Here is a 13,805-nt window from a genome sequence, read left to right as displayed (position 1 = left end):
CGGCTCCGGGGTGATGGCGCCATGATAGGGCAGTGGGCATGGTCCTTGTGACCAAAATCGGGCTATCCTGTAGTCTGATGGACCATCCCACGAGGAATTTCGCGATGAACGAGCTTCTGGACCCGATCAACCGCCGCATTCTGTCGGAACTGGTGGCCAATGCGCGAATCCCGATCACCGAACTGGCCCGCAAGGTCGGCCTGTCCAAGACCCCCGTCGCGGGCCGCATCCGCGCGTTGGAGGAGGCCGGGCTGATCACCGGCTACCGGGCGATGCTGTCGCCGCTGAAGCTGGGGCTGACCCATGTGACCTATGTGGAACTGCGCCTGTCCGACACCCGCCAAAAGGCGCTGGAGGCCTTCAATACCGCCGTCCGCGCCATCGAGGCGGTCGAGGAATGTTACATGATCGCGGGCGGTTTCGATTATCTGCTCAAGGTGCGGTCGCGCGACATGGCCGATTACCGCCGCATCATGGCCGAACAGATATCCGCCCTGCCCCATGTCACCGCTACGTCAAGCTATGTCGCGATGGAGGCGGTGGTGGAACAGGGCTGGACCGGCACCGAGGGTTAATCCTCGAAACCAAAGGCGATGTAGTCGCGCAGATAGGCCTGTTTCGCGGCCTGAAGCAGCGGCTTCTGGCGCAGGAAATCGGGCATCGGCTCGGGCTTGAAGTGCTGCAGCCTGGGATTGCGGATGCCGGCCGCGTCGATCAGCGCGGGCAGGTCCTCGGTCAGCCGATCCTCGCGCAGGATCATGTCGGGCGAGACGAAGCGCGCGAAACCGGCAACGACCTCGGACTGGCTGGCCCAATAGGGGCTGGTCGGCAGCGTCGTCTGGGCGTTCAGGTTGCGGCGCAGGAAGTCCAGGAACGCCTCGAACAATTCCAGCCGCTTCTGCTGCGACAGGCCCGGCAGATCGGCATCTGCGGGCAGGGCCACGCGCTGGACATCACGCATCGCCTGCCGGATCTCGGCCGGGGCCTCGGTCAGCAGGTTGTCAAAGGCCGACCATGCGCGAAACAGCGGGTGGCGCAGGACGGTGAAGCTGCGATGGCCGGGATGCTTGCGCTTCCATTGGCGCAGGGTCGTCTGGGTAAAGCCCGATTGCAGGTCGTCCAGACGACCCAGCCAATCGGCCACGCCCTGAGGGCCGCCCTTGATCGGCATGTGCATAAGCCCGCGCCCCGATTCCACCGCCACGAAACCCGGAACCGAAGGCCCCCGGCGTGGCTCGAAATTCGGCACCCGGCGCAGCATGAACGGGTCCATCTGCTGCAGGTCGTCCTGCATCTCGTCGAAATTTCGGACCTTGTCGGCCAGTTCGCGCGGGTTCTGCGGCACCTGATCGCGCGCCGGTTCGACCCGCGCCACATCGGTGCGGCCCATCCAGTGGACAAGGCCGGTCATCACCTCGGCGTCGCGCAGATCCTCGTATCCCAGCCAGAAGGCCGATTGCCCGGAAACCTGCAGGCGGTGCAGGACGCGGCGCTGAAACCGCTCGATCGCGGTCAGCATCTCGCGGAATTCGGTGCCGTCATAGGTGATGGCGGCGGGGATCGGGGTCTCGGTCTCGTTCAGCTTCCACTGGTTGGTTTCCCAGGCCAGCCGGGTCGAGACGTAGCTGTCCAGCGGGTTGCGGGTCAGCACGACCTTGGCGCAGGTCCGGTCCTCGATGATGCGGTCGAAGACGCGCGGGTCGTGGTCGTGGAAATAGCGGAAGCCGGGCAGGTGGCCCGGCCGCTCCATCAGCTTGCGATAGAGGACCATCGGGTCCGCCTCGCGCTGTTCGCGGGTGATGCCCTGCAATTCGTCCTTGTCGGGCCAGCCCATCATGTAGGGGTTGAACGCCTCGCCAAAGCAGGTGACGCCCTTGATGGCGTTCAGCGTCGCCTCGAGCAGGTTCGAGCCGGTGCGCATCTCGGCGAAGATCACGAAGGATCGGAAGGCTTCGGTCATTCTGCGGCCGTCCTTTCGGTCAGGCTTTGTTCAGGAAGCTCCAGCCCTTCGCCCGTCAGGCGGGGACGCAGGCCGGAATTGCGAAGCTGGCGCAGCAGCGCGGGCAGGCCGGCGGTATTGCGCATCCGGGGCATGTCGGCGGCAGGCTGGGCGGGCACCTGAAGCTGCTGCACCGCCGCGGCCAGGATCGCCTGCGGCCGGGCCATGAAATCGTTCAGCTCGTGGATCTGCACCCGCGCCTTGACCCAGACCGAGTTCAGCACCTCGAGCTGCTTCAGCTCGGCCCGCTGAAGCTGGGCGCTGATGCGGCGGATGTCGTCAAAGGGCATGTCGCAGTCCAGAAGCGGCAGCATCCACGCCCCTGTGATCACATGGAACTGCGCATTGGGATCGGTCGCCATGAACCAGTTGAGTTTCTGGTTGTCGCGCGGGCTGAACTGAAAGACCTGCATCCGGTTCGTCACCCGGATCAGCGCGGTCAGGAAACCCTGCGGATCGCGGTCGCGGATCTGCGGGATGGACGAGATCGCGCCGGGTCCGATTTCGGGGCGGCCCGCGAATTCGACCATCTCGGGGCCAAGCAGATGGCCGTGGACATCCGCCTCGATATGGGCGGCCAGCCAGGTCTCGAATTCGGGGAAGATGTCGCCGAAACCCTGAAAGATCGCGTAGGGCGCCGAGGTCTTGCCGTTCTCGCAATCCTTGCGCGGAAAGCGGCTCTGCATGTAGAGGCCGGGCCGTCCCAGCAACCTGCGCCGGACGGTGCGGTTGATCAGCCGCTCGAAATGCTGGGGTTGGGGCGGGGCGGGGTCGGCCTGCGGCTCGACCGCCAGGGGAAAGCGCGTCATCAGCGCGGTCGAGCCCTTCCAGACCTTGCGCGCGACGAAGCAGCGCGATTCCTCGAGCAGCAGCATGTGGTCGTCGTAAAGCTGGTAGGGTTTGCCCTCGTGGTCGAACTTGGCCAGCGTCAGCGACTGGCTTTCGATGCGGACCGCGTGGCGGCGCGCCAGCGTCTGGAAATAGCTTTCGTCGGGTATCCAGGTCAGCCGGAAATAGCGGTCGAATTCCGGTCTGCGCGGGTCCTCGAGGATGGCGCGCAGCGTGGTTGTCGTCATGCACCACCATTGCGAGCCCAGATGCGGCGTGATCCCCTTGGGGATGCGCCGCCGGACGCCCAGCCGCCGTTGCAGGTTCACCAGCCGGTCGAACAGCCAGCGGCGCCGCCGCCAGTCCAGCGGATAGAACAGGGTAAAGCGTTCCTCGTTCAGCCCGCCGACGGTCCAGCCGACATCCAGCGCATTCACGGACTCGATGTGGTCTCGATGGGGGTCCTGGGCCAGATAGGCGACCAGATCGGCGATCGGGCGCAGGGGCAGGCACGACCCCGAGGCCAGATAGACATGGGTCAGGTCGGGATGCGCGGCCAGCAGCGCCTCGGCGGCTTCTTGCGTGGCGCGCACCAGGCTGAAGCGGCCCCAATCGCAGGGGTGGCGGCGCGTAAAGATCACCTGCGGCAGGTCGGCCAGGGCCGCGCGCATCCCGCGCATCGCCTTTTGGCTGGCCTTGGCATCGACATGGATCGCGATCCGGGCCCCGCCCTCGACCCAGATGCGCGCCATGCGGGCGGCCATGTCCAGGTCGGAATGGCACAGCATCACGACGCCAAGCCGGACCGGGGCGTTGGCGGGCGCGATCATGCCCAGTTCCCCCGCGAGATCAGGCCCAGATCCTCGAGCTGGCGCCAGCCGGTATATTCGCGCGACTCGCTGCACCACAGATCGGTGCCGCGCCCGCTGAGGCCCGCATGATAGGCCTTGTATTCGCGGCTGTTCGCGTAGTGCTGGCCGCGATCCAGTTCCTCGGCGGACTTGTCGGCGAAGAGCGACAGGAACTTGGCATGCAGAAGGCAGCCCGATGCCTGCTCGCCGCCATCCTCGTCATAGACCATGTTCAGGCTGCGCGGCAGCAGCATGTGGGTCGAACTGACATAGGCATAGCGCCAATACCATTTCACCAGCGGGATCTTGTTCAGCGCGGGGCCGTCCAGCGGATCCTCGGTGAAAAAGGCGCGGGTGCGGGGGCCGCCCTGAATCCACAGGTTGCCGTAAAAGGCGTTCTTGCTGATCGTGTAGTTCGCCGGGTCGAACCAGCGCGCAACGGTAAAAGGGTTCGCGCCCTCGAGATAGGGTTGCTGGTCGATCTGGCCCTTTGGATACATGTCCAGAAGCATCGCCGGAAAGGACCGACGCCCGGAACTGTCCAGCCAGCTTGTCAGCGCGGCAAGCGGACGGTTGTCGCAATGGGGATAGACGAAGAATTCGTCGGGATCGACCGTCAGGCACCAATGTTCGTTGCCGTAGCGCATCAGCAGCCAGTTGATCCAGTCCATGCCAAAGCGGGACTTCTTGTAGCTGGCCTTGGTCCACCAGACCGACACGTCGGGCTGTTCGCTCAGATAGGCGCCGCTGCCGTCATCGCTGTCATTGTTGACGAACAGGAAATGGTTGACGCCCAGCTTGCGGTAGTAATCCAGGAAATAGGGCAGCCGCGCCTTTTCGTTGCGCAGCGTGACGAAGGCCAGGATGTCGCCCTTGCGGATGCGGCCGGTCCTGTTCACCACCGGCTTGAGCGCGCGCCGACGACGGAACGCCCGGGCGACAAGATATTGTCGCTCTGATCGCCGTTTCAGACGATCGGCAAGGGATACGGCCCGCGAACGAAACATCAGGTCCTGCGCTGGACAGCGGCGGAATGGTTGAAACTCATGCCTCTAGCAATGTTCGGCACCGGCATTCTTGGCAAGCCCTAATCGCCGACATCTTGATCGGTCGCGCCGGTCCAGTTGCCGCGACCCATCAGCCGCAGATAGACCAGTTGCCGCCAGTCGCGGAACCGCACCGATTCCGGCCCGTGCAGGACCGGCCGTTCGGTCAGGCTGCCGTGATAGGCGCGATAGGGCGCGGGATCGACGAAATGCTGGGCGCGGTGCAGTTCCTCGGCGGATTTCTCGACGATCTCTGGCAGGAACTTGCTGTGCAGCAGCACGCCCGACAGGCGCGGATCTCCCGGCCCGTCCCAGAGCAGGTTCAGCCGCGGCGGCAGCATCGAATGGGTCGAGTTGAAATAGGCCATGCCCCGCTGCCAGCGGATCAGAGGCAGCTTGTTCAGCGTCGGCGCGCGTTCCGGCCGGTCGGCGAAAAAGACCCGGTCGCGCACCCCGCCCTGCACCCACAGATTGCGGCGCGGCAGGATGCGCCTGCTGCGATGCGGCCCGGCATCGAACCAGGGCAGCCGCGCGGTCAGCGGCGCGTCGTCGGGCGCATCGGTCGTGCCAAGCGGGCCGGTCGGATAGAGATCCAGCATCAGCGCGCCCATGCCCTCGATCCGCTCTGCGTCCAGATGGCGGGTGAGGGCGCGCAGATCGTGGCGTTCATGGCCGGGATAGATCAGCAATTCGTCGGCATCGACGGTGACGCACCAATGCCCGTGGCCGTGCTGCCACAGCAGCGCCATCAGCCAATCCATGCCGAAGCGCGACGCACGGTAGCCGCCGCCGCAATGCCACAGCGACACGTCAGGCTGCGCAGCAAGGTATTCGACCGAGCCGTCATCGCTGCCATTATCCACGATCAGAAAGTGATCGACGCCAAGCGCACGGTAATGGTTGAGGAATTCCGGCAGGCGGGCGATCTCGTTTCGGATCGTGGCAAAGGCCAGGATTGCGTCCGGCCGGATCGCCGCCTTGCGGTCGGCGACGGGCAGCAGATCGCGCCCGGCACGCCATGCGCGCCAAAGCAGCTTGCGCCGCTTCCAGCGCAGCCGCATGGCCCACCACAGCGCCCCGGCGGCGCCGGTCACGCCTTGTAATCGCCCGTCTGGTGCCAGCGCCAGGCGTCGGTGATCATCTGCCGCATGGTCGAGCGGTCGGGGCTCCAGCCCAGTTCCGATTTCGCGCGCTGGCTGCCGCAGACCAGCTTGACCGCGTCGCCGCCCCGGCGGGGGCCATCGACCATCGGAACCTCGCGGTTGGTGACATGGCGCGTGGCCTCGACAACCTCGCGGACCGAAAAGCCGTCGCCGGTGCCCAGGCAGAAGACCCGGCTGCCCTTGCCCGCGCGCAGCCATTCCAGACCCTTCACATGGGCATCGACCAGGTCCATCACATGGACATAATCGCGGATGCAGGTGCCGTCGGGCGTGGGGTAATCGGTGCCGTGGATGGTCAGCGCGGCGCGCTTGCCGTCCACCGCGTCAAGGATCAGCGGGATCAGATGCGTCTCGGGGCGGTGGAATTCGCCCACCTCGCCATCGGGATCGGCACCCGCCACGTTGAAGTAGCGAAAGATCACATGGCGCAGGCCATGCGCGGCCTCGAAATCGACCAGCATGTCCTCGATCGCGCGCTTGCTGGCGCCATAGGCGTTCAGCGGCGCCTGGGGCGTATCCTCGTCCAGCACCTCGCCGTCGCGGTCGCCATAGGTCGCGCAGGTCGAGGAAAAGACGAAATCCATGCAGCCCGCCGCAACCGCGGCCTCGATCAGGTTCAGCGAACCCGAAACATTGTTGCGCCAGTATTTCGCGGGGTGGGCCATTGCCTCGCCCACCTGGCTGAGCGCCGCGAAATGCAGGACGGCGACCGGCTTCCATTCGGCAAAGGCGGCATCCAGCGCGGCGCGGTCCATCAGATCGGCCTCGACCACCGGACCGAAGCGGACGGCATCGCGCCAGCCGGTCGAGAAATTGTCCAGCGTGACGGGCACATAGCCCGCCGCCGCCAAGGCCTTGCACGCATGCGAGCCGATATAACCGGCACCGCCGGTCACGAGAACATGGTTGCTCATGGCTTATTCGGCCGCGCGGCGCATCGCCATGACCTGATACAGGTATTCGGCGAATTCGTCCTTGAGGTCTTCGCGCTCCAGGCCAAAGGCCACGGTCGCCTGCAGGAAACCCGCCTTCGAGCCGCAATCGAAGCGCTGGCCGCGGAAGCGCAGGCCATAGACATTGCGTCCGGCCTCGATCTCGTCGGCGATGGCGTCGGTCAGCTGGATCTCGCCACCGGCGCCCTGCTTCAGTTTGTTGAGGTTCTTCATGATCGTCGGCGCAAGGATGTAGCGGCCGATCACGGCAAGGTTCGAGGGCGCATCCTCGGCCTTGGGCTTCTCGACCATGCCGCGGGCGCGGACGATGGCGCCCATATCCTCGGCCACGTCGAGGACGCCGTAGGACGACACCTTGTCCGACGCGACCTCCATCGTGGCGACCATGCTGCCGCCGGTCTCGCCATAGGCCTCGATCATCTGCTGCAGGCAGGGCGGCTCACCCTGGATCACGTCATCGGTCAGGACGACGGCAAAGGGCTCGTCATCCGACAGAAGCCGTCGCGCACACCAGACGGCATGGCCCAGGCCAAGCGCCTTGTGCTGGCGAATATAGGCGATGGCACCCGAATCCATGTTGGTGCCGCGCAGCACGTCCAGCAGCTTGTCCTTGCCCGCTTTCTTGAGGTTCGATTCCAGCTCGTGGGCGTGGTCGAAATAATCCTCGAGCGCGCCTTTGCCGCGCGAGGTCACGAAGATGAATTCCTTGATGCCCGCGGCGCGCGCCTCGTCGATCGCGTATTGGATCAGGGGTTTGTCCACCAGCGACAGGATCTCTTTCGGGATGCTTTTCGTAGCAGGCAGGAATCGCGTGCCGAGTCCGGCTACGGGGAAGATGGCTTTCGTAACCTTGCGGCCCATGGAGAGATACCTCTTTCATTCCGACAAACGGGAAATGCTGCAACAGCATTATTCCGACAGCAACCAGATACAACCAGAGTTTATTCGCTCGGCAAAGGACCGCCAAGAGATTCCTTAAAATAATGCGGACAATTCACAGGAATGTCTTATGCCGCGGCGCAGCGACGTCGTTTTGCTCAGCGCTGACCCATTTCGGCCATCATCTGTTCGATCCGTGCAACATCCGAGGGGTTGTTAAGTTCCCAGAATTGTCGTCCGCGCGCCTCGACCTCGACACAAAGGACGTGTCGACCCTGTTCGAGGAAGCGCAGCTGCTCCAGACCCTCCAGCCGTTCCAGCGCGCCTTCGGGCCAGCCGCGATAGGCGGCCAGCGCGGCAGGGCGGTAGGCATAGACGCCGACATGGTGAAAGACCGGGCTCGGCTGATCGTCGGCGAAGCTGTCGGCCGCAAAGGGAACCACCTCTTTCGAGAAATAGAGCGCCCTGCCCCCCTGCCCGAAGACCGCCGTCGTGCCGCCCACGCGGCCTGCGTGACGGTCGGCGATCAGGTCCGCCCGCATCCGGCCAGTGCAGCGCAGGACCGGGGTGGCGACCTCGGCATCGGGGGCGGCGCGCAGGCCCGCGACCAGATCCTCGACAAACCAGGCCGGGGTCAGCGGCGCATCGCCCTGAAGGTTGACGACGATCTCGGGCGCGATGCCCAGCCGGTCGATGGCCTCGGCGCAGCGTTCGGTGCCGTTGCGGCAATCGGTGCCGGTCATCACGACCTCGGCGCCGAAGCCTTCGGCATGGTCGCGGATGCGGTCGTCATCGGTTGCGACCACCACGCGATCGACGCCCCGCACCGCCAGCGCCGCGTCATGGCTGCGCCGGATCAGGCTGCGGGCCTCGCCGCCCACGCCGCGCAGTTCCACGAGGGGCTTGCCCGGATAGCGGCTGGAGGCATGGCGGGCGGGAATGACGATGACGACCGACATGTCAGTCGCGCGCCAGAAGCACGCCCGGCGCGTAGGCGATGAAGAACGGGTTCTCGAAACCGGGCTTGCCATAGGTCAGCGCGCTGTGGTCGTCGAAGCGCACGACCTCGCCGCCCGCGCCGCGCAGCACCGCGTCGCCGGCCGCCGTGTCCCATTCCATCGTGCGGCCGAGCCGGGGGTAGAGATCCGCCTCGCCCGTCGCCACAAGGCAGAACTTGAGCGAGCTGCCCGCGCTGGTCATGTCGCGCACGCCGTAGCGCGCGATGTATTCGTCCGTCGCCGCGTCGCGATGCGATTTCGAGGCCACGACCATCAGGGCGCGATTGTCGGGCGTGGCGTTGACGCCGATGGGCCGGGTCTCGCCGGGTTCGGTGCCGAAGGGGCCGGTCTCTTCGACCGAGCGGCCGTCGGCGGTCGTGTAGAACAGCCGCCCCTTGGCCGGGGCATAGACCACGCCGCGCACCGGAACGCCGTTCTCGACATAGGCGATGTTGACGGTGAAATCGCCGCGGCGCTGCACGAATTCCTTGGTGCCGTCCAAGGGGTCCACGATCAGGAAGCTGCTCAGCGTCTGGCCGTGCGTGTCTGCCTGTTCCTCGGTCACCAGAGGCACGTCGGGAAAGACGGCGCGCAGGCCTTCCGAGATCAGCGCATCGGCCGCCTCGTCGGCAGCGGTCACGGGCGAATCATCCGACTTGGAGCGGGTCTCGAAATCGTCCGAGTTGTAGATTTCCATGATCCGGTCGCCGGCCAGCAGGGCCAAACGGCGCATTTCCGAGGTCAGACGATCAAATTGCATCCAGTTTCCTTTCGTGGCGCGGGTCCGGCAGGCATGGCGCGGGCTCCGCACGGATTGTATGGCCGCTTGTGCACCCTTATGATGGCCCACAAGCCCCACGGCAAGCACGAGGCGCGGCAGCCGCGCCTGCGATCCGCCATTGCGCGGCGGCCGGGCATCGAAGGGACCACGCATGTTCAAGCAGCGCCACAACCGAAACATGCTGGAGGCGACATTCGCCACCACGGCGCTGATCTATCACCAGACGGTATACAAGCTGCGAACCCAGCATCGCAACGCGCTGGTGGGGCTGTTGCTGACGATGATGCAGAGCCTGATCATGATTATCGTGCTGATGACACTGTTCCTGCTGATCGGCATCCGCACGTCGCCGATCCGCGGCGACTTCATGCTGTACATCATGTCCGGCATCTTCATGTTCATGACCCATGTCCAGACGGTCGGGCAGGTCGCCAACAGCCATTCGATCTCGTCTGCGCTCGTCAAGCACGAGCCGCTGAACGCCGCCATCCTGATTTCGGCAGCCGCCCTGTCGGTGCTCTACCGCCAGACGATCGTCTGCCTGACGGTGCTGGGAACCTATCACCTGGCCTTCGCTCCGGTCTCCTTCTACGACCCTGTCGGGGCGGCGGCACTGTTCCTGCTGGCCTGGTTCTCGGGCATCTCGGTGGGGATCATCTTTCTGGGCATCAAGCCCTGGGCACCTGCAGCGGCGACGATGCTGACGATCTTCTATCAGCGGGTGAACATGTTCGCCTCGGGCAAGATGTTCGTGGCCAATACGATTCCCGGTTTCATCCTGCCGTGGTTCGTCTGGAACCCGCTGTTTCACCTGATCGACCAGCAGCGGGGCTTTATCTTCATCAACTACTCGCCGCATCGCACGATGCTGCTCTATCCGCTGTGGTTCTCGATCGGGGCGCTGATGGTCGGACTGCTGATCAACTTCACCACGCGCAAGTACGAATCCGCCAGTTGGGGCGCGATGCAGTAGCAAGGAAGGCCCGCGGCTGCTTGCGGGCCTGAAATCCATCCCTATATACAGCCGCGAAGCCGTTCCGGCAGGACCGGGACCAACTCAAGGGATCGGGCCTCGGGGGCCGCAACGGACCCGAAGCCTGAATATCGCCGCAAGAAAGGTTAAGAAACTATGTCCAAAGTCATCGGCATCGACCTCGGCACCACCAACAGCTGCGTTGCGATCATGGATGGCAGCCAGCCCAAGGTCATCGAAAACAGCGAAGGCGCCCGCACCACGCCCTCGATCGTGGGCTTCACGGATGGCGAGCGTCTGGTCGGCCAGCCCGCCAAGCGGCAGGCCGTCACCAACCCCACGAACACCGTTTTCGCCGTCAAGCGCCTGATCGGCCGCCGCATGGGCGATGAAGCCGTGGAAAAGGACCGCAAGCTGGTCCCCTATGCGATCGTGGATGGCGGCAACGGCGATGCCTGGGTCGAGGTCAAGGGCGAGAAGTTCTCGCCCGCGCAGGTCAGCGCGATGATCCTGCAGAAGATGAAGGAAACCGCCGAAAGCTATCTGGGCGAGACCGTCACCCAGGCCGTCATCACCGTTCCGGCCTATTTCAACGACGCGCAGCGTCAGGCGACAAAGGATGCGGGCAAGATCGCGGGCCTCGAAGTCTTGCGCATCATCAACGAGCCGACCGCGGCCGCGCTGGCTTATGGCCTCGACAAGAAGGACAGCAAGACCATCGCGGTCTATGACCTTGGCGGCGGCACCTTCGACATCACCATCCTGGAAATCGACGACGGCCTGTTCGAGGTGAAGTCCACGAACGGCGACACTTTCCTCGGCGGCGAGGATTTCGACATGCGGATCGTCAGCTACCTGGCCGACGAGTTCAAGAAAGAGCATGGCGTCGATCTGACCGGCGACAAGATGGCGCTTCAGCGCCTGAAGGAAGCCGCCGAGAAGGCCAAGATCGAGCTGTCCTCGTCCAACCAGACCGAGATCAACCAGCCCTTCATCAGCATGGACAAGAACAGCGGCACGCCGCTGCACCTTGTCGTCAAGCTGACCCGCGCCAAGCTGGAAAGCCTTGTGGCCGACCTGATCAAGCGCACGATGAAGCCCGTGCAAGAGGCTCTGAAAGATGCCGGTTGCTCGAAGACCGACATTGACGAGGTCGTTCTGGTCGGCGGCATGACCCGCATGCCCAAGGTCGTGGCCGAAGTGACCGAGTTCTTCGGCAAGGAACCCCACAAGGGTGTGAACCCCGACGAGGTCGTGGCGCTTGGCGCGGCCATCCAGGCGGGCGTGCTGCAAGGCGACGTCAAGGACGTCGTGCTGCTGGACGTGACGCCTCTGTCCCTGGGGATCGAGACGCTTGGCGGCGTCTTCACCCGTCTGATCGACCGCAACACGACGATCCCGACCAAGAAGTCGCAGATCTTCTCGACCGCCGAGGACAACCAGAACGCGGTGACGATCCGCGTCTTCCAGGGCGAACGCGAGATGGCCGCGGACAACAAGATGCTGGGCCAGTTCAATCTGGAGAACATCCCGCCCGCGCCGCGCGGTATGCCCCAGATCGAGGTGACGTTCGACATTGACGCGAACGGCATCGTATCGGTCAGCGCCAAGGACAAGGGCACCGGCAAAGAGCAGAAGATCACCATCCAGGCGTCCGGCGGTCTGACCGACGAGGACATCCAGCGCATGGTCAAGGACGCCGAGGAGAATGCCGAGGCCGACAAGGGCCGGCGTGATCTCGTCGAGGCCAAGAACCAGGCCGAAAGCCTCATCCATTCGACCAAGAAGTCGCTGGAAGAGCATGGCGACAAGGTCGACAGCTCGACCGTCGAGGCGATCGAACTGGCCCTCGGCGCGCTTGAGGAATCGGTCAAGTCCGAGGATGCGGGCAAGATCCGCTCGGGCATCCAGAACGTGATGGACGCCTCGATGCGTCTTGGCGAGGCGATCTACAAGGCGCAGGCCGGCGCCGAGGGTGGCTCGGACGGTGATGGCGACAACCCGCGCAGCGTGGATGACGACATCGTGGATGCCGATTTCGAGGATCTGGGCGAAGACAAGAAGCGCGGCTGATCCGGGCCGCGAACCCGACAAGGGCCGGCCCGCGCATCAGCGGGCCGGCCTGTTCGTTGCGGATTGCTGAACAGGACGACAGATGAGCAAGCGTTGCTATTACGAGGTGCTCGGGGTCAGCCGCGGCGCCTCGGCGGACGAGATCAAGAAGGCCTATCGCAACAAGGCCAAGGAACTGCATCCCGACCGCAACCCGGACGACGCCACCGCCGAGGCCCGCTTCAAGGAAGCGAACGAGGCCTATGATTGCCTGAAAGACGACCAGAAGAAGGCCGCCTATGACCGCTTCGGCCATGCCGCCTTCGAGGGGGGCGGCGGCGGTTTCGGCGGCGCGCGGGGCGGCCATCCGGGCGATTTCGGCGCGGCTTTTGCCGATGTGTTCGAGGATCTTTTCGGCGACATGATGGGCCGTCGCGGGGGCGGGGGCGGCGGACGGTCGCGCGCTCAACGCGGGCAGGATCTGCGCTACAATCTGCGCGTCTCGCTGGAAGAGGCCTATCTGGGCACACAGAAGACGATCAACGTCCCCGGCTCGGTCGCCTGCGAGGAGTGTCACGGCACCGGCGCCGAGGGCGCCTCGCAGCCTGCCGCCTGCCCGACCTGTGCGGGCATGGGCAAGGTCCGGGCGCAGCAGGGTTTCTTCACGGTCGAGCGCACCTGTCCCACCTGTGGCGGCGCGGGCCAGATCGTCAAGAATCCCTGCAAGGCCTGCCATGGTGCGGGCCGTGTCGAACGCGAGCGCGCGCTGTCGGTGAACATCCCGGCTGGTGTCGAGACCGGGACCCGCATCCGCCTGGCGGGCGAGGGCGAGGCCGGTCTGCGCGGCGGGCATCCGGGTGATCTCTATATCTTCATCGAGGTGGCCGAACACGCGATCTTCCTGCGCGAAGGCAAGATGCTGGCCTGTCAGGTGCCGGTCAGCATGGCGACCGCGGCCCTTGGCGGCGAGGTCGAGGTGCCGACGATCGATGGGGGACGGGCGCGGGTCAAGGTGCCTGCGGGCAGCCAGTCGGGCCGCCAGATGCGCCTGCGCGGCAAGGGCATGCCGCCCCTGCGGCACGGCCCCGGCGCGGGTGGCGATTTCGGCGACATGCTGATCGAGCTGACGGTCGAGACACCGGTGAACCTGTCGGCGCGCCAGAAGGAATTGCTGCGCGAGTTCGAGGCCGCCAGTTCCGGTGACAACAGCCCCCAATCCGAGGGGTTTTTCGACAAGGTGAAGCATTTCTGGGAAGGCATGACGCGTTAGCCCTTTCTTAAC

The 13,805-nt window shown here is 65.0% G+C and carries 12 protein-coding genes; 4 read left to right on the top strand and 8 right to left on the bottom strand.

What is annotated here, in order from left to right; translation table 11 throughout:
• The first annotated feature begins 104 nt into the window (after positions 1–104).
• The gene (locus ACTZWU_RS00980) at positions 105–575 is read left to right on the top strand and encodes an Lrp/AsnC family transcriptional regulator (RefSeq protein ID WP_444735484.1); all 471 of its coding nucleotides are present in this window, start codon (positions 105–107) and stop codon (positions 573–575) included.
• Here the strand turns inward: ACTZWU_RS00980 and ACTZWU_RS00975 are convergent.
• The 8 genes from ACTZWU_RS00975 to cysQ all read right to left on the bottom strand — a co-directional run bounded on the left by ACTZWU_RS00975 (position 572) and on the right by cysQ (position 9,477).
• On the bottom strand, positions 572–1,960 hold the full coding sequence (locus ACTZWU_RS00975; protein ID WP_444735483.1) for a sulfotransferase family 2 domain-containing protein: 1,389 nt from the start codon (positions 1,958–1,960) through the stop codon (positions 572–574). The genes ACTZWU_RS00980 and ACTZWU_RS00975 overlap by 4 nt on opposite strands.
• Complete coding sequence (locus ACTZWU_RS00970; RefSeq protein WP_444735482.1) at positions 1,957–3,657, bottom strand: DUF5927 domain-containing protein; 1,701 nt, start codon at positions 3,655–3,657, stop codon at positions 1,957–1,959. The genes ACTZWU_RS00975 and ACTZWU_RS00970 overlap by 4 nt, the downstream gene beginning before the upstream one ends.
• Entirely contained in the window at positions 3,654–4,685 is a 1,032-nt protein-coding gene (locus ACTZWU_RS00965) for a glycosyltransferase family 2 protein (protein ID WP_444735481.1), read from the bottom strand. The genes ACTZWU_RS00970 and ACTZWU_RS00965 overlap by 4 nt, the downstream gene beginning before the upstream one ends.
• Positions 4,686–4,765: 80 nt before the next feature.
• Positions 4,766–5,818: a glycosyltransferase family 2 protein gene (locus tag ACTZWU_RS00960; RefSeq protein ID WP_444735480.1), complete on the bottom strand. Its 1,053-nt coding sequence runs from the start codon at positions 5,816–5,818 to the stop codon at positions 4,766–4,768.
• The gene (galE, locus tag ACTZWU_RS00955; RefSeq protein ID WP_444735479.1) at positions 5,815–6,801 is read right to left on the bottom strand and encodes a UDP-glucose 4-epimerase GalE; all 987 of its coding nucleotides are present in this window, start codon (positions 6,799–6,801) and stop codon (positions 5,815–5,817) included. Before galE ends, ACTZWU_RS00960 begins: the two co-directional genes overlap by 4 nt.
• 3 nt (positions 6,802–6,804) lie before the next feature.
• Positions 6,805–7,701, bottom strand: coding sequence for a UTP--glucose-1-phosphate uridylyltransferase GalU (galU, locus tag ACTZWU_RS00950; protein WP_444735478.1), 897 nt, complete (start codon positions 7,699–7,701; stop codon positions 6,805–6,807).
• 176 nt (positions 7,702–7,877) lie between these two features.
• Positions 7,878–8,678, bottom strand: coding sequence for a 3-deoxy-manno-octulosonate cytidylyltransferase (locus ACTZWU_RS00945; RefSeq protein WP_444735477.1), 801 nt, complete (start codon positions 8,676–8,678; stop codon positions 7,878–7,880).
• Between the two features lies 1 nt (position 8,679).
• The gene (gene cysQ, locus ACTZWU_RS00940) at positions 8,680–9,477 is read right to left on the bottom strand and encodes a 3'(2'),5'-bisphosphate nucleotidase CysQ (RefSeq protein ID WP_444735476.1); all 798 of its coding nucleotides are present in this window, start codon (positions 9,475–9,477) and stop codon (positions 8,680–8,682) included.
• A gap of 172 nt (positions 9,478–9,649) precedes the next feature.
• On the opposite strand from cysQ, the gene ACTZWU_RS00935 reads away from it, so the two are divergent.
• The 3 genes from ACTZWU_RS00935 (at position 9,650) to dnaJ (ending at position 13,793) form a co-directional block, all read left to right on the top strand.
• Positions 9,650–10,471 (top strand): ABC transporter permease, encoded by an 822-nt coding sequence (locus tag ACTZWU_RS00935; protein WP_444735475.1) that lies wholly within the window; start codon positions 9,650–9,652, stop codon positions 10,469–10,471.
• Positions 10,472–10,627: 156 nt separating this feature from the next.
• Positions 10,628–12,544 carry a molecular chaperone DnaK gene (dnaK, locus tag ACTZWU_RS00930; protein ID WP_444735474.1) on the top strand — a complete coding sequence of 639 codons (1,917 nt, stop codon included), beginning with the start codon at positions 10,628–10,630 and terminating at the stop codon, positions 12,542–12,544.
• A gap of 82 nt (positions 12,545–12,626) precedes the next feature.
• Positions 12,627–13,793, top strand: coding sequence for a molecular chaperone DnaJ (gene dnaJ / locus ACTZWU_RS00925; RefSeq protein ID WP_444735473.1), 1,167 nt, complete (start codon positions 12,627–12,629; stop codon positions 13,791–13,793).
• Positions 13,794–13,805 lie beyond the last annotated feature (12 nt).

Origin of the sequence: Paracoccus sp. NSM (assembly GCF_052379855.1) — a bacterium.
Lineage (GTDB): Bacteria > Pseudomonadota > Alphaproteobacteria > Rhodobacterales > Rhodobacteraceae > Paracoccus.
This window is presented reverse-complemented; position numbering and strand designations above follow the sequence as displayed.

Coding starts and splice junctions, on each gene's coding strand:
- ACTZWU_RS00980 (WP_444735484.1), top strand. CDS start 105: ATGAACGAGCTTCTGGACCCGATCAACCGCCGCATTCTGTCGGAACTG.
- ACTZWU_RS00975 (WP_444735483.1), bottom strand. CDS start 1,960: ATGACCGAAGCCTTCCGATCCTTCGTGATCTTCGCCGAGATGCGCACC.
- ACTZWU_RS00970 (WP_444735482.1), bottom strand. CDS start 3,657: ATGATCGCGCCCGCCAACGCCCCGGTCCGGCTTGGCGTCGTGATGCTG.
- ACTZWU_RS00965 (WP_444735481.1), bottom strand. CDS start 4,685: ATGTTTCGTTCGCGGGCCGTATCCCTTGCCGATCGTCTGAAACGGCGA.
- galE (WP_444735479.1), bottom strand. CDS start 6,801: ATGAGCAACCATGTTCTCGTGACCGGCGGTGCCGGTTATATCGGCTCG.
- galU (WP_444735478.1), bottom strand. CDS start 7,701: ATGGGCCGCAAGGTTACGAAAGCCATCTTCCCCGTAGCCGGACTCGGC.
- ACTZWU_RS00945 (WP_444735477.1), bottom strand. CDS start 8,678: ATGTCGGTCGTCATCGTCATTCCCGCCCGCCATGCCTCCAGCCGCTAT.
- cysQ (WP_444735476.1), bottom strand. CDS start 9,477: ATGCAATTTGATCGTCTGACCTCGGAAATGCGCCGTTTGGCCCTGCTG.
- ACTZWU_RS00935 (WP_444735475.1), top strand. CDS start 9,650: ATGTTCAAGCAGCGCCACAACCGAAACATGCTGGAGGCGACATTCGCC.
- dnaK (WP_444735474.1), top strand. CDS start 10,628: ATGTCCAAAGTCATCGGCATCGACCTCGGCACCACCAACAGCTGCGTT.
- dnaJ (WP_444735473.1), top strand. CDS start 12,627: ATGAGCAAGCGTTGCTATTACGAGGTGCTCGGGGTCAGCCGCGGCGCC.